The organism is Cryobacterium sp., from assembly GCF_026786305.1.
In the GTDB taxonomy this organism is placed as follows: domain Bacteria; phylum Actinomycetota; class Actinomycetes; order Actinomycetales; family Microbacteriaceae; genus Cryobacterium.
This window is the reverse complement of record NZ_JAJAYI010000064.1, coordinates 58,046-73,366: the sequence shown is the minus strand read 5'-3', so window position 1 is coordinate 73,366 and position 15,321 is coordinate 58,046. Positions and strand designations below refer to the sequence as shown.

At 63.5% G+C, this 15,321-nt stretch carries 15 protein-coding genes; 5 read left to right on the top strand and 10 right to left on the bottom strand.

Features of this window, described 5'->3' with window-relative positions; genetic code table 11:
- Positions 1 to 2: 2 nt before the first annotated feature.
- On the bottom strand, positions 3 to 767 hold the full coding sequence (locus LH475_RS07070) for an SDR family oxidoreductase (protein WP_196844346.1): 765 nt from the start codon (positions 765 to 767) through the stop codon (positions 3 to 5).
- A 167-nt stretch (positions 768 to 934) separates the two neighbouring features.
- On the opposite strand from LH475_RS07070, the gene LH475_RS07065 reads away from it, so the two are divergent.
- The 4 genes from LH475_RS07065 to LH475_RS07050 all read left to right on the top strand — a co-directional run bounded on the left by LH475_RS07065 (position 935) and on the right by LH475_RS07050 (position 3,649).
- Positions 935 to 1,438, top strand: coding sequence for an NfeD family protein (locus tag LH475_RS07065; protein WP_196844345.1), 504 nt, complete (start codon positions 935 to 937; stop codon positions 1,436 to 1,438).
- On the top strand, positions 1,431 to 2,402 hold the full coding sequence (locus LH475_RS07060) for an SPFH domain-containing protein (RefSeq protein WP_196844344.1): 972 nt from the start codon (positions 1,431 to 1,433) through the stop codon (positions 2,400 to 2,402). Before LH475_RS07065 ends, LH475_RS07060 begins: the two co-directional genes overlap by 8 nt.
- A 3-nt stretch (positions 2,403 to 2,405) precedes the next feature.
- Entirely contained in the window at positions 2,406 to 3,170 is a 765-nt protein-coding gene (locus tag LH475_RS07055; RefSeq protein WP_297413179.1) for a glycerophosphodiester phosphodiesterase family protein, read from the top strand.
- Between the two features lie 110 nt (positions 3,171 to 3,280).
- Positions 3,281 to 3,649: an RNA polymerase-binding protein RbpA gene (locus LH475_RS07050; RefSeq protein ID WP_196844343.1), complete on the top strand. Its 369-nt coding sequence runs from the start codon at positions 3,281 to 3,283 to the stop codon at positions 3,647 to 3,649.
- Between the two features lie 72 nt (positions 3,650 to 3,721).
- Here LH475_RS07050 and lnt read toward each other — a convergent pair whose 3' ends face one another.
- The 9 genes from lnt to LH475_RS07005 form a co-directional block, all read right to left on the bottom strand.
- A complete protein-coding gene (gene lnt / locus LH475_RS07045; RefSeq protein ID WP_297413178.1) occupies positions 3,722 to 5,248 on the bottom strand; it encodes an apolipoprotein N-acyltransferase in 1,527 nt (508 codons plus the stop codon).
- 7 nt (positions 5,249 to 5,255) lie between these two features.
- Positions 5,256 to 7,715: a DEAD/DEAH box helicase gene (locus LH475_RS07040; protein WP_196844341.1), complete on the bottom strand. Its 2,460-nt coding sequence runs from the start codon at positions 7,713 to 7,715 to the stop codon at positions 5,256 to 5,258.
- A gap of 34 nt (positions 7,716 to 7,749) precedes the next feature.
- A complete protein-coding gene (gene tatC / locus LH475_RS07035) occupies positions 7,750 to 8,505 on the bottom strand; it encodes a twin-arginine translocase subunit TatC (protein WP_196844340.1) in 756 nt (251 codons plus the stop codon).
- A 46-nt stretch (positions 8,506 to 8,551) separates the two neighbouring features.
- Positions 8,552 to 8,809 carry a Sec-independent protein translocase subunit TatA gene (gene tatA / locus LH475_RS07030; protein ID WP_297413177.1) on the bottom strand — a complete coding sequence of 86 codons (258 nt, stop codon included), beginning with the start codon at positions 8,807 to 8,809 and terminating at the stop codon, positions 8,552 to 8,554.
- A gap of 18 nt (positions 8,810 to 8,827) precedes the next feature.
- Entirely contained in the window at positions 8,828 to 9,142 is a 315-nt protein-coding gene (locus tag LH475_RS07025) for a hypothetical protein (RefSeq protein WP_297413176.1), read from the bottom strand.
- A 3-nt stretch (positions 9,143 to 9,145) separates the two neighbouring features.
- Positions 9,146 to 11,185: a WYL domain-containing protein gene (locus LH475_RS07020; protein WP_297413175.1), complete on the bottom strand. Its 2,040-nt coding sequence runs from the start codon at positions 11,183 to 11,185 to the stop codon at positions 9,146 to 9,148.
- 216 nt (positions 11,186 to 11,401) lie between these two features.
- The gene (locus LH475_RS07015; protein ID WP_196844337.1) at positions 11,402 to 12,367 is read right to left on the bottom strand and encodes an FKBP-type peptidyl-prolyl cis-trans isomerase; all 966 of its coding nucleotides are present in this window, start codon (positions 12,365 to 12,367) and stop codon (positions 11,402 to 11,404) included.
- A 131-nt stretch (positions 12,368 to 12,498) separates the two neighbouring features.
- Positions 12,499 to 13,500 carry a tRNA (adenine-N1)-methyltransferase gene (locus LH475_RS07010; RefSeq protein ID WP_297413174.1) on the bottom strand — a complete coding sequence of 334 codons (1,002 nt, stop codon included), beginning with the start codon at positions 13,498 to 13,500 and terminating at the stop codon, positions 12,499 to 12,501.
- Positions 13,497 to 14,264 carry an HAD family phosphatase gene (locus LH475_RS07005; protein ID WP_297413173.1) on the bottom strand — a complete coding sequence of 256 codons (768 nt, stop codon included), beginning with the start codon at positions 14,262 to 14,264 and terminating at the stop codon, positions 13,497 to 13,499. The genes LH475_RS07010 and LH475_RS07005 overlap by 4 nt, the downstream gene beginning before the upstream one ends.
- An 80-nt stretch (positions 14,265 to 14,344) precedes the next feature.
- Between LH475_RS07005 and LH475_RS07000 the strand changes: the two genes are divergently transcribed.
- Complete coding sequence (locus tag LH475_RS07000; RefSeq protein WP_196844336.1) at positions 14,345 to 15,313, top strand: PAC2 family protein; 969 nt, start codon at positions 14,345 to 14,347, stop codon at positions 15,311 to 15,313.
- Positions 15,314 to 15,321 lie beyond the last annotated feature (8 nt).

The window sequence follows — 15,321 nt, the reverse complement described above, 5'->3', positions numbered from 1 at the left end:
TCTTATTCGCCCGTGAACCCGGCCGTATCGCCGACGTAGCGGGTGTTGCCGACCGGAACCGGCTCGATGGCGGCCGTGACGATCTCCGCGGCGAACTCGCTGACGTTATAGAGGCGACCGGCCGCCTCTTTGCGGGCACTCAGGGCGCCCGGATTCGACCGCTCGAGCAGTGTTGCGGTGATAGTGCCCTCGATCATGTCGCCGGAGACGACCACGAATCCGATGCCGGCTTCTTCGAGCTGCGGTATGACGGCGCGCAAAGCGTCTTCGCCGGCCCGCTTGCTGCGGGCGACCGGCTCATACTCCGGCATGGTCGGTGTGGTCTTGATGAAGTGCGCCTGGTGGCTGGTCACGAAAACGACCCGGGAGTTGTCGCCGAGTAGGGGGATGGCCTCGTTGAGCAGGTTTACCTGGGCATCGCGGTTCAGGGTCATGGCGTAGTCCTCTGCCATTCCGCTTTCCATGCCACCCGACGCGTTCATTACGAGAATGTCGAGGCCGCCGAATTTGGCACGAATGGTCTCGCACATCAAGGCAACGTGTGAAGGATCGGTCAGGTCGGCACCGACGGTGATCGCTTCTCCGCCCGCAGCACGAATGGCCTCGGCAAGTTTGTTAGCCCGCGCTTCTTTATTACGGTAATTGATCACGACGCGCGCGCCGGCTTCGGCGAAATAATTGACCGTGTCGGCGCCGATCCCGCGGGACGAGCCGGTGACGAGTACGCGCTTGCCCTCGAGTGAACCTGTTGCAAGTGGATTGGTCACGCGTGCTCCTCTAAATTCAGTGAAATTTATGCTGCGAAAAAGGTGGCGAAACAGTGCGGTGCCAACGTCGCTTCCGACCTTATCAACAAGCCCCGGTCACTCCCCCGGCGTATTGTCCCCAGCACCTGCTAGTTTCAACGTGAAACGAAATGTGGAAGGTGTCACACATGGTCGACCTAACCGACTATCTCTGGATTTTGTGGCTCGTATTCATTCTCGTGGCCATCACCATCGAACTGCTGAGCCTGGAATTTACATTTCTCATGATTTCCATCGGCAGTCTCGGGGGTTTGGGAGCCAATCTACTCGGCCTGGACTGGTGGTTGCAGATCGTGGTTGCCGCCGGACTTTCGGTGCTGCTGCTCCTGACGATCCGCCCCTTCTTACTGCGGGCATTACGCAAGGGCGGCGATCCGGCGCTCAGCAACATTGACGCCCTGATCGGAATGACCGGCCGGGTCGTCTCGACGGTCACAGACACCGGTGGGCTGGTGAAACTGGCCAACGGTGAGACCTGGACGGCTCGTCTTCAGCCAGACGGCCCCGGCAACGCCAGCGACGACACCAGTTTTCGGGTCAGTGTTGAGCCCGGCCAGCCGGTCACCGTGCATCTCATCCAAGGCTCCACCGCCGTCGTCATTTCTGCCGAAAGGACTCAGAACAATGCTTGACCCCGCAGCTTTCATCGGTCAGATCTTCGTGATCGCCCTGCTCGCCGTGTTGGCGGTGTTCGTCATCGTTATTCTCTTGCGCGCCATTCGCATCATTCCGCAGGGCAACGCCGGGGTGGTGGAACGCCTCGGCAAATATCATAAGACGCTGCTGCCGGGTCTGAACCTGCTGGTGCCGTTCGTCGACCGGGTGCGGCCGCTCCTCGACATTCGCGAGCAGGTCGTATCGTTCCCCCCGCAACCGGTGATCACCGAGGACAACCTGGTTGTCTCCATCGATACCGTCGTCTACTTTCAGGTGACGGATGCCCGGGCCGCGACGTACGAAATCAACAACTACCTCGGCGCGGTCGAACAGCTCACCACGACCACCCTGCGCAACGTGGTCGGCGGATTGAACCTTGAAGAGGCGCTCACCAGCCGTGACAACATCAACAGCCAGTTGCGCATCGTGCTCGACGAAGCCACCGGCAAATGGGGCATTCGCGTGGGCCGAGTCGAGCTCAAGGCGATCGAACCACCCCACTCCATCCAGGATTCCATGGAAAAGCAGATGCGTGCAGAACGTGATCGTCGCGCCTTGATCCTGACCGCCGAAGGCACCAAACAGTCCGCCATTCTCACCGCTGAGGGAGCACGCCAGGCGGCAATCCTCGAAGCAGAGGGCGATGCCAAAGCGGCGGTTCTGCGCGCGCAGGGCGAGGCCGAGGCAATCACGACCGTGTTCCGGGCCATACACGACGGTGATCCCGACCCGAAGCTGCTCGCTTACCAATACCTGCTCACCCTGCCCAAGCTCGCCGAGGGCAGCGCCAATAAACTCTGGATTGTGCCGAGCGAACTGACCGAAGCGATGAAGGGTATCGGCAGCGCGTTTGGTGCGAATGTCCAGAACCCGGGGACGGCGCCGTCCGCCCCAGCGGCACCGTCAGCATCCGCTACACCCGCAGCGCCGCAGGTGTAGCGGGTGGCCGAGAGCGCACAGTCACTATTTCTGACCGCACCGTATCCACGGATACTCGCCCACCGCGGTCTCGCCCAAGAGGCGCCGGAAAATACCCTTCTGGCCTTTGTGAAGGCCCTCGCGGGCGGGGCGACCCACCTCGAGACCGACGTGCACGTGTCCCGCGACGGTGTGGCCGTCATCAGCCACGACCGCGACCTCACGGGGCTGGGACAGGACGTACGCATCGACCAGCTGACCCTGACCGAACTGAAACGCATCAACCTGGGCTACGGGCAGTCGTTGACGTCCCTGGCCGAGGCCCTCGAGGCGTTTCCTTCCGCACGGTTCAATATTGATATCAAAACGGATGCCGCAGCCGAGCCGACCGCCCGCGCGATACGGGACCAGCGAGCAACAGCTCGGGTGCTCGTGACCTCGTTCAACGAACCGCGCCGTCGACGCGTGGTTGGCCTGCTGCCCGGCGTGGTCTCGTCGGCCTCCTCATTGTTAGTGGCCCGGGCCGTAGCCGCGACGAATCTGGGCCTCACAGCCGCCGTTCGACGCGCCCTGCAGGGCTGCGTCGCAGTGCAGGTGCCCCAACGGGCCGGGCCCGTTCGAATCGTCACTCCCCGTTTCATTGACATGATGCACCGAGTGGACGTTGAGGTGCACGTGTGGACCATTAATGACCCGGTCGACATGATTCGACTCCTCGACCTGGGTGTTGACGGCCTTGTCACGGATCGCACCGATCTTGCTGTGATCGCCAGTACTCGCCGAACCTGAGAGTTACCTCCCAGAACGCGGGTCTGGGAAGGTTAACGCCCAGCTTGATGGTTTACAACTGTGAAGGCATCGTGATCGAACTGTGATCGCGATCGAGAGGAGACCACACGATGGCTGACCGTAGTTTGCGTGGCATGAGATTAGGCGCACAAAGCCTACAGAGCGAAGAAGGCGTCACCTTCTCTCCCCGGGTCGCTCACACCTACCGGTGTGAAACGTGCGGGCGTGAGACGGTTATGATTTTTTCAGCCGAAGCTGAGGCTCCGGACGAGTGGGAATGCAAGTATTGCGCACGGACAGCGACCAGACTCGTGGACTCCCTGCCGGTAATTGTTGACCACTCCGACGAGAAGATTCCGCGGACCCACTGGGACATGCTGCTGGAACGTCGCACCAGGGACGAACTCGAAGAGTTGCTTGAAGAGCGCCTTTCCGTGTTGCGTCTTCGCCGTGGCGGCCAGCAGAAGATCGGCGCTTAACCGCCGATTGCACCGCTAACGACCCCGCACCTCGTGGCGGGGTTGTCGTTGGTTAACCGGCGGGCGACACGACTAGCGGCATCGTGGGCGCCGGGCGGCACCGGCGCAGAGGGCCAGACCGGCCAGACCCAGCCCCGACACGAGCCATTCGATGCCCCGGCCGGCCATCATCGCTGGTGTGATGGTATCGCTCAGCGGCACCGTTCGGACCATGGCCCCCGCCGTGAAGGTCGGCAGGCTGTCGAGGGTCTGTCCGTCCGGAGTGATGATGGCGCTCGATCCGACGGTGGAGATATTCACCACCGTGCGTCCTGTCTCCACCGCGCGCAGCCGGGCGATGGCGAGCTGTTGCACGCTCTCGTCGGTGTGCCCGAAATCGGCATTGTTGGTTTGGGCGAGAATAATCTCCGCTTTGTCGTCGATCATCTCGTGCACGAGCTGATCGTCGGCGATGTCGAAGCAAATCGCGATACCGGCCAGAACCCCGTTGATGTCGAAGATGTTGTCCCGAGTGCCGATGCCGTAGTCCCGGCCGATGAGGTCGATCAGTTCTGGGGCGAATGGTCGCCAGAAGGCCCGATCCGGCATGTATTCCGCAAAGGGAACCGGATGCACCTTGTCGTAGACGTCAACGGCGCCACGGCCGGCCTCCCAGAGCAGGGAGCTGTTGTAATAGGTGTTTTCGGGCTTGGTGATGGTGCCGGTAATGAGCGGGACATTCATTTCGGTGCTGATGTAGTCGAGCACCTGCGCAGCGGCCGTTGACCGGGTCGGGTCGATGTCGCTCGCGTTTTCCGGCCAGACCACAAAATCAACCTTCTCGCCGATCAACGGCAGGGTGGCCGAGGTGTGGTCCTGCAAAATTTGGCCCGGCGAGTACTCGGCGAACAGTCCGGCATCCGCGTTACCCTGCACGGCGGCGAGGCGGGCCGTGCCGCTCTCGATGGTCGGCCAGGCCGGGACGACGAGGATCACGGCGACGGCGCCGAGGCCAACGCCCGTACGCAGCGTTCGCGCCAGATCGGGTTCGCGGGCCAGTTGCACGGCGAGAGCGCTCAGCCAGACCATCATGAAGCTCAGCCCGGACATGCCCACCCAGGCCACGAGCGGTCCGAACGGACTCTCCGATTGCGACAGGGCAACTCGTCCCCAGGCGAAGCCGCCGTAAGGCCAGACAGCGCTGATCGCTTCGCGCGCCGTCCACAGGCCGGCGATGATCACCGGCACGACCCCGAGACGGGCCCAGACGCTCGGCCACACCCGGGGACCGTAGCGCAACACGACGGCAATGAAACCGAGTCCCACGGCAAAGAACAGGCTTTCCAGCCCTCCGAGCGCAAACCACGGAACGAGGCCGAGGTACAGCGTGATCCAGAAAATATGGGTCAACCAGAATGACAGTCCGGCGGTCAGTCCCACGAGCACTCCGGTGCCGAAGCTGCGACCGAGCAGGGCGACAAGCATCAGAGCTATACCGACCGGCGCGAGAAACCACCAGTCTCGATCCGGAAAACCGGCATCAAGAACCACTCCGGCACCGGCTGCGACGAGAACGGATGCCCACAGCGGCAGACTGAACGTGCGCTCACTCCCCCACATGGCTGGTTCAGGCTACCGAGGAATACGCGACGATGCCGCGACGGATCGCGTCCATGGCCGCCCGAGCGGTCGGCCCGACCTGCCCGTCGCCGGCACTGGAGAGTTGGTCGAGCAGGTCAATGGTCTGTTTGGTCCAGCGCACGAAATCCCCGGCCGCCATCTCCGCCTCGTAGAGCACGTCGCTCAGTGACGCGCCGCGAGCCCACTTCCACATTGCCAGGCTGAGGCCGACAGCGAGTGGGTTACTGCCGGGCAGTTGGTGGTCGCGTTCGAGGTCGTCGATGCGGCTCCACAGGTCCTCGGTTTCATCGAGGGCCGGTCGGAACGGTCCCTTGGGCAGGTAGCGGGCATCGATGAGCCCCTCTTCGCGGCGTGGTTCAAAGACGAGCGCGCACGCCATCGCGGCCAGGCTCGCAGCATCGAGGTCCTTCCACAGGCCTCGGCGCAGGGACTCGGCGACGAGCAGGTCCCGCTCGGCGTAGATGCGGCGCAGGATGCGTCCACTCTCGCTGAGCGCGATCGTGCCGCCCGCATCGGATTCGAGGTAGCCGTAGCCGAGAAGAACGTCGGTGACCCGGTCGAATACCCGGGCGATGGCTCCGGTGCGCTGGGAGATCTGCTGGTTGAGGGCATCCGTTTGGCGCTTGAGTTTGAACCAGCGTTCTGCCCACCGGGAGTGCGCCTCGCGGTCGGGACAGTGGTGGCAGCCGTGGGCGCGCATCTGTTTGCGCAGGCTGGCCACCTCACGCTGGCGTTTGTCACGCTCACCGCGCAGGGAATTGTCGGCTTTGGCGCCCTCACGTTCCAGCTCGGTGAGACGCCGCCGAATGGACGAATACTCCTCGAAATTGCCGAGGTGGCAGGTCATGCTGGTCTGGAAGCCTGCTAGGGACTCCTCGTGCTGACGCACCGAGCGGGCCAGGTCGACGACAGCGCGATCGGCCTGGAATTGGGCGAACGACGATTCCAACACGCCGCGCGTGCGCGCGACCCCGAACTGGTCGATGAGGTTGACGGCCATGTTGTAGGTCGGCTTGAAACTCGAATTCAGAGGATAGGTGCGCCGGGAGGCGAGCGAGGCCACGGCCTGTGGATCCAGTCCTTGTGCCCACTGAATCACGGAGTGGCCGAGGGTGTCGATTCCGCGGCGACCGGCACGACCGGTGAGCTGGGTGTACTCCCCCGGGGTGATCGGCACGCGAGCCTCCCCGTTGAACTTCTCCAGCTTGTCGAGAACGACCGTGCGGGCCGGCATGTTGATGCCGAGGGCAAGCGTCTCGGTGGCAAACACGGCCTTGACCAATTTCTTTTGAAACAGCTCCTCGACGACCTCCTTGAACGCCGGCAGCAGACCGGCGTGGTGGGCGGCGACACCGCGTTCGAGACCGTCGAGCCACTCGAAGTAGCCGAGCACGCCGAGATCTTCGTCGAGCAGGGTGCGGCATCGGTCGTCGACGATCTGGCGAATTTCGTCACGCTCGTGTTCTTGTGTCAGACGCACCCCGGAGCGGAGCACCTGCCGCACGGCCTGGTCACAGCCGACCCGGCTGAAGATGAAGAAAATGGCCGGTAGCAGATGTTTGCCGTCGAGCATGCGCACGATGTCGCCGCGATCCATTCTGCCGGCGTCGAACTGCGGGCGTTGCTTGTCGTGTCCCCGGTAGCCCCCGGAGGAGCCGCCCTGGCGGCCGGGACCGCGGCCGCGGCCGCCGGCCGAGCGCCCGCCGGCGTGCGCCAGACGAACGAGCTCGGGGTTCACCCGATGAGTGCCGATCAACCCGGTGGAATCGAACAGGTCGAGCATATTGTTCTTGACGAGCACATGCTGCTCGAGCGGGACCGGCCGTTCCTCAGATACAATCACGTCTGTTTCGCCGCGGACAGCCTGCAACCAATCTCCGAATTCTTCCGCGTTCGACACGGTGGCACTGAGCGACACCATGCGCACCGGCTGCGGCAAATGAATGATCACTTCTTCCCACACTGCCCCGCGAAAACGATCGGCGAGGTAGTGCACCTCGTCCATCACCACGAAGGCCAGGTCGGTAAGCAGATCCGAATCGGCGTACAGCATGTTGCGCAGCACCTCGGTCGTCATGACCACGATGCGTGCTTTCGGGTTGACATTGCTGTCTCCGGTGAGCAACCCGACCTGGTCCGCACCGTACTCACCGACGAATTCCTGAAATTTCTGATTGCTGAGCGCCTTCATTGGCGCGGTGTAGAACACTTTCGCTCTGGACTGCTGCATCGCCAGATAAATGGCAAATTCGGCCACGATGGTCTTGCCGGCTCCGGTTGGGGCTGCAACGAGCACACTATTGCCGGCTTCCAGGCAGGCACAGGCCTCCCGCTGAAACTGGTCGAGGTCGAATTTGAGCCTGCTCTCGAAAGCCAGCAGCTTCGGCTGGCTGGCCCGGATGCGCGCGGCCGAATACCGTTCGGCCGGTGATTGCGTGTGCGTCACGTGATCCTTCACAAATTGCTAGATCCGGGTCTCACTACTTCAGGGCGAGTTCTTTTTCGAAGGCGAGCGCTTTTCTGGCCGCTCGGCGGTCGTGCAGCCAGGCGATGCCGTAGGCGGCAAAGTACAACATGACCATGGGAACGGCCAACAGGAACATGGAAACCACGTCGGCCGCCGGGGTGGCGATTGCCGTGAAGAGCACGATGACCAAAATGGCGATCCGCCAGGACTTGATGATCGATGTAGCACTTATGACGCCAGCGAAGTTGAGCAGCACGATGAATACGGGCAGCACGAATGCAATACCGATCGCAACGACGAGCTTGAGCACGAAGTCAAAGTAGCCTTGCGCGTTGATGAACGCCGAATCCTCGGTGGGAGCGAAACTCGTCATGAGCTCGACCACGTGTGGCAATACGATCCAACCCGCCGCGCAGCCGGCCAGGAACAAGGGAATGGCCGTGAGAAGAAATCCAAACGTGTATTTCTTCTCGGTGCGGGTAAGTCCGGGAACCAGAAAGGCGAACACCTGATACAGCCACACCGGGCTCGAAACAATCAGGCCGACGTACAGCGAGATCTTCAGTTTGAGGTCGAAGGCGCTCGTGATGTCGGGGTAGTTGATCTGCGCGTTGCGATGCTGCGCATTGATGATGGCGTAAATCGGTTCGCGCAACTGATCCCAGACGAAATCGGAGAGGAACCAACCTGCAATGGCACCGATGAGAAGGCCGGCGGCGGCCAGATAGAGGCGCTTGCGCAGTTCGATCAGATGCTGACCCAGCGACATCTTTCCCGCTTCGGTCGCACTTCGTCGAGCGCGGACCGCCACGGGGCTAGGGCTTCGAGGCGGGATCGGCGGGGCCGGCCGACGTCGGGCCGGACGGCGTCGATGCGTCGTGACCCGTGCGCGTGGTCGGCTGGGCCGGGGCGTTGGGATCAGCGTCGACAGTGTCGCTCTTGATCTCGCTCTTGAAGATTTTCATTGACTGGCCGAGGCTGCGAGCGAGTCCGGGGAGCTTAGGCGCACCGAAGAGGAGCAGTACGACGACGAGGATGATCAGGAAGTGCCATCCGGTCAGGTTTTGCAGCATGACGGTGTGTCCTCTGGATTAGCGGGCGTTTGGAATAAGTTTACCCCGCATGATTCGCGCATCGCGACGCAGCTGGCGCCTGTGGGTGCGTTCTACTCGATGCTGCTCGACTTTACGGACCAACTCGGCCGAATCGGCGAACACGGCGGCGGTGAACGGAGCGGACCCGAGAGGCAGATCGAGATCCACCGAGGAGACCCGATCGCTGAGGGCTACTACCGCGCTCAGGGTGCCGAGCGACTTGCGGTACAGCGCCACAGCGAACCAGCCGAGGACAGCGAGCAGAATTAATGCAAGCCCAGTCCAGATGAGTGCCCACGACCACCACGGCATCGGCTAGTCCATTTCCGTCTGGGACTGTTCGTCCGGGGCATACTGCGCAAGTCCGGCTGCGGCCCAGTCGAACACAACCTGGCGTGATTCGGCCGGTTCGAGCACGGTCACGATGCCGGCCAGGCCGGTGACGAGGCGTTTGAGCGCATGGGTATGGGCGACGCGCAGGGTCGTGCGGGTGCGAACCCCCGAGCCGACAGGCTCCGAACCTTCGGGCCGGTAGTCGGCCAGCAACGGCAGCGCCGCAGTCGCGAGCTCAAGTCGAACGTCGACGTCGTCGGAGGACGCCTGGAATAGGGTGTCGGGCAGCAGCAGGTCTGCCGGGTGCGTGCTGAGCGGCACGACGGTGACGCGCGGGTTGCTCATGCGGTCCAGACGGAAGGTTCGCACCGCCTCTCGAAGATGGCACCAGCCACGGAGATACCAGTCACTGTCGACGGATTCAATGCGCAGCGGGTCGACGAGGCGGTGCACCTGACTGCCGCGCGCATTGAGGTAGTCGAACTCGATTTGCATCCCGGTGATCAACGCCGCCTGCACGATGCCGCGGGTCGTGCCGGCATCGCGCTGCGCGACTGCGAGTTGGGTTGGCGGCGCCGATGCCCCCCTGGTCAGTTTGGCCATCAACGACGAGATGGCATCGGTGTCGGCGTTGTTGGGCAGAGCTGACAGGTACTGCAGGCCGGCGATGAGCGCCGCAGCCTCGCGGGCGGAGAACCGCGGTGAGTCGTCGATGGCGACCTGATGGGTGAGCACAATCCGATCGTTGGTTTCAAACTCGTCCCAGAGGATGTCAAACAAGTCGCCGTGCAGGTACTGGCGTGTTTCGCCTGGGATGCCGGACAGGGCGATGAGGCTGACCAAGGCGCGCACCCGCTCCGCTGACAGTCCGAAGTGCTCGGCCACCTCGGTGACGGTGACTCGCCCCTGATCGATGAGGTACGGAACGAGGGAGAGTAAGAGGGTGAGCTGGTCGCCAGCCACTCGGGGCTGGGTGGCGACTTTGGTCGTCTGCGCGTGTGGCGGGGTTGCCCGGCGAAGCGGCGTACGCCCCGGAGGGATGACCGGGAGGGCGCTGGCATGAGCGTCACGGGCAGCGACCAGTCGTTTCTGCACGGCGTCGCGCAGGGCGAGCGGACTCTGGATAAAAACTTCCGGGCCGAATCCAGCCAGTTCGTCAGCGAGGACGTTCAGGTCGGTGAAGTGCAGGGTGCGCTCGAGTTCCGTGGAAGGGCCAACCCGAGGTGCGGGGTGTTGCGCCGCCTGACGCGCACCGAGCCGCACGGCGGCGTCGGACCCTGGCACCACGACGATGCGGGCGATATTGCTGGTCCACAGGTCATCGAGCTCGGCGAGAGCTTGTGCGCTGTCGGTTGCATTGTGCGGTGCGCCAGCGCTGATCGGAGCGGGAATCGCGTTGGGTACCACCGCTACCGTGCCGGCGATGCGGGCCAGGAGGAAAGTGCGCGGTGCGTGAGCGACCTCATCCGTGGCGTACAGGTGCCAGCGGCCTTCGTGTTGCACGAGCGCGCGAGGTGCAACCACTCGACGGGCCGGGTTGGTCTCCCCCGGTTTGAGGTAAAGAAAGGCCACGACCTGCGCGCGGTCAAGAGCCTTGCTCAGGGGTTCGAAGCTCTGGTCTTTCGTGCGCAGCAGGGGTGCGTAGCCGAGGACCGGTTCGCTCGATTCGACACCGAGGGAGTTCAACTTCATCAGGGCCCGGCGGGATTCTCCGGACAGCGATCCTTCCCGCCAGACCGTGCCGGCGAGTTTCAGCAGGGACACCTCGTCGGGCGTGAAGGTCACGTCGGCAGGCAGGTCGTAGAGACCCTTCGGAATGCGATAGCGCAGAAAATGGTTGCTGCCCGGATCATCTGGGGACTCAATTGTTTCGAGCGGAATACCCAATTCACGGATGTCGTCCTTGTCGCGTTCAAATTGACGCTCGAGGCTGTCGTTCAGGCCGGCGGACGAGTACCTCTGGCGGTAACCCTGCACGTTGGCGAGAATGTCGGCCTTGGTCAGGCCGGATTCCGTCGCCACCAGAGCCAGCACCAGACTGAATAAGCGCTCAGGAGCGGGGACCGATCGGGGTTTGGACGCACCCACGCCCGCGGCCGGTTCACGCTTCGGGTCAGGCTGGGCAGGCATCGCTATCACGCTGTGATCTTATCGCCCGAGCTGCCCGAGCGAGCCGGCCACCCGAGATGTGCGACGTGATCGGTGCCGGGCACCCGTGACCCGAGGGCGCGACCAGTGTCAGTTGATGCCCAAAATGTCGACCACGAAAATGAGGGTCGAGTCGGCCGGAATCGCGGCGGACGCTGCGCCGCCATAGCCCAGGCTGGGCGGAATGACCATGACGATCTGGGATCCGACTGTCTGACCGATGAGCGCCGTGGACATGCCGGCAATCACGCCCGGCTGGGTTGCGGATCCGACGGCGGCGACGAGCGGGACCGGCGATCCGTTGGCCCAGCTGGAGTCGAAGACGGTCTTCTCTTTCCACAGGATGCCGGAATAGTTCACCGTGACGGTCGAACCCTCCGTGACCTTCTCGCCGGCACCCTTCTTCAACACCCCGACTTCGAGCATGGTGGGAGCGTCGCCGTTTGGAATGACGACGCCCGGGACGCCGTTCTCATCGAGGACCACGGCCGGGAGGCCGTTCGCGACCGTCTGATCCACACCGTTAGCACGGGGCAGGAACGCCGTGACAACATCGGCGACGACGACGAGGGAATCCGTCGGTGCGACGCCAAACTGATCGTTGCCCGCTGCGCCGAAGGCGTCTTCGGGTGCCACGACGATCGCGACACGTTCGCCGACCTGCGCGCAGAGCAGACCATCGGTGAGGCCCTTGACGCCCGCGCCATTCAGCACAACCGGAATGAAATTCTTACCGTCGTAGGCAGCCTGCTGGATGACCTTGCCGGTCGTTCCGTTGTACACGTTGAGTTCGACGTTGAGTTGCTGGCCTGCCACGGCCTGTGTGCCCGAACCGGAGATAATCTCGGTGCGCTGCGTTGACGTCGTCTTCAGCGGGGTCGGAAACGTCACGTCTGGCGCCGAGCCGAAGTTCCCGGAGGCGGACACCAGCTCGGAGGCCGCACCCGTGGTGACCGGCGCATCACACGACGCCTGGGATATGCCGGGGCTGGCGCACGCGGTCAATGCCGTCATCACGAGGCCGGCGGTGACGATCAGCGCGGATGCTTTGCGCACGAGTCCTTCTTTCGGTACGGGTTTGCTGCAGCACGGATCTGCTGCGCGGGTGTGAGGGGTGGTGCGGGTGCTCCGGGGGTCAGACGGCTGCGGTTTCGGCGCAGTACAACCGAAACGGGCCGGAAACCATCCTAACCGGCGTCGAGGTCTCGAGCCTTGGAAAGCTCGGCGCTGGTACCGGCGGCACGCACGCGCTTGCGCATGACCTTGGCGCTCACGTTACGTTCCCCGAGCGCTCCCGGGGTCCAGGCTTCGACATCGGCGTCGCTGAAGTCCGTTTTGGACGGACGTCGCTTCAGTTCGGGCAGGATCGTGCTGGGGGCCAGACGGCGGGCGGTGATCAGAAAGCCGGTGTGGCCGATCATGCGGTGGTCGGGCCGCACGGCGAGTCCCTCCACATGCCAGCCTCGGATCATCGTTTCGTTGGAATCCGGGTTGGTGTAAAACCCGGTGCCGCGGATGGCCTCGGCCACGCGGGAGAGTTGCGTCACCGTGGCGACATAGCAGAGCAGCACGCCCCCCGGCTTGAGAGCATCGGAGACGGCGCCGAGGCATTCCCACGGTGCCAGCATGTCAAGGACGACTCGGTCGACGCTCTGCGCCGGCATAGTTGCGGGTAGCGTCTCGGCGAGGTCGCCGAGGGTGATGGTCCAGTTCTGTGGATCGCTCCCGAGGAAGGTGGCGATATTGTCCCGGGCGACGTCGGCGAATTCCTCGCGACGTTCGAAGGATGCGAGGCGGCCGGCCGGTCCGATTGCGCGCAGTAGCCAGAGCGACAGCGCGCCCGATCCGACGCCGGCCTCCACGACCGTTGCGCCGGGGAAGATATCGGCCTGTCCCAGAATTTGGGCCGCATCCTTGGGATAGATGATGGCGGCACCGCGCGGCATGCTCATCACGAAGTCGACGAGAAGCGGCCGCAGCGCAAGGTGCTCGACGCCGACGTTATTAGTGACGACCGAGCCGTCGGGCTGCCCGATGATGTCGTCGTGTGCGAGGATGCCGCGGTGGGTGTGAAACGTCAGGCCTTCCTGCAGGGTGATGGTGTTCATCCGCCCCTTCGGCCCGGTGAGTTGCACCCGGTCGCCGATGCGAAATCGTCCACTATTTTGAATGACCTGGTTGTTGCTCATGCGAGTGGTGCGCTTTCGTTGCGGGCGAAGCCGGTGGGGGCGGGAGGACTAACGGGATCCGCTGAATCGGTTGGGTTCGAGAATTGATACAGCGCCGAAATATCGAGGAGGGTGCGCCCGACGAGCGTCGGCCAGCGGGTGTAGGACATACTCTCCGGTAGGTCGATCTGGTGGGGAACGGCGATGGTAATGGTCCCGGCGGCGACAGCGGAAGCGACGCCCGGAACGGAATCCTCAATCGCGATGCACAGCCGCGGATCGACACCTAGACGGTCGGCGGCAACCAGGTACGGATCGGGATGCGGCTTACTGTTGGCGACCATATCGCCGGCGATGACAACATCGAAGGCGGGAAAATCAATGAGGTCGATGATCTGGCGGGCCATGCGCTCCACCGACATGGTCACCAGTGCGGTTGGTACGCCGGCGGCTTTCAATGCCTGGAGGAGCTCGCGGGATCCGGGGCGCCAGGGAATCCCGTGTTCGGCCAGCTGCTCCTGCACGCGGTCGGTGAGGCGAGCCACGATGGCATTCGGGGTGAGCTCCACACCGCGGGATTGCAGAATCGCCGCGGAATTCCACAGTCCGGATCCGACCAGCAACATGCCGTCGTCTTGAGTCCAGACACCGCCGAACTCGGCCACGAGCTCGGTTTCGGCGCGCATCCAGTACGGTTCAGTGTCAACGATGGTGCCGTCCATATCCCACAGAACGGCGGCGGGCAGGGAGGCGGGCGCGGGGAGCGGCAGAGGAAAAACATTCACGGGGTTCAAGTGTAGGGCCACCGCCTATCCTTGACTGAGGCCCTCCACGCGGGAGGCTGCAGGAATTGAGGGCGTACACGGTGACTGACGGTAATGGGTTCCTGGGCGGACGGCTTCTCGTCGTCGCTTTCGAAGGCTGGAACGATGCCGGCGAGGCCGCGACGGGCGCGGTTCGCGCGCTCAAAGATTTGCTCGACGTGGAAATGATCACTGAGGTCGATCCGGAGTTGTACTTCGACTACCAATTCAACCGACCCACCGTATCGACCAACGAGGACGGCGTGCGCACCATCGGTTGGCCGGGCGCGATCATGTATGGGCCGACGACGCCCGGCGTTGTCACCGTTCCGCTGGCCGAAGATGCCGAGTTGCGGGTCAGCGGGACGAATGCGGGCAACATCTACCTGCTGATCGGCACGGAACCATCGCGGAGTTGGAAGAGCTTTGCCGCCGAGATTCTCGACGCGGCCCTCGCCGCCGACGTGAGCGGCGTGGTGTTCCTGGGCGCGATGCTCGCCGACGTTCCGCACACCCGTCCCATTTCCATCTTCGTGTCGAGCGACAACGCGCAGGTGCGCGCCGAACTGCAAATCGAACGCAGCAATTATGAAGGCCCGGTGGGGATTCTCAGCGTATTGTCGGATGCCGCCGAGACGATGGGAATTTCGACACTGTCGATCTGGGCATCCGTTCCCCACTATGTGCATAATGCACCGTCGCCCAAGGCGATGCTCGCGTTGATCGACAAGCTCGAGGAGGTCATCGACGTTGTGATCCCCCGGGGCGCGCTCGTGACGGAGGCGGCCGAATGGGAGACCGGTATCGATGTTCTGGCCGGTGAAGACGAGGAAATGGCCGCGTACATTGCCCAGCTCGAGCAAGCCCGCGACACCGTCGATTCGCCGGAGGCGAGCGGCGAGGCGATCGCCCAGGAATTCGAGAAATACCTGCGCAAGCGCGGAACCGACGGGCGAGAGGGACGCGCAGATGGGCGACCCGATGGCAGACCGGATGGCCCAGGCAGCAGGCCGGACGGGCCTCGGCACTAGACACCCTC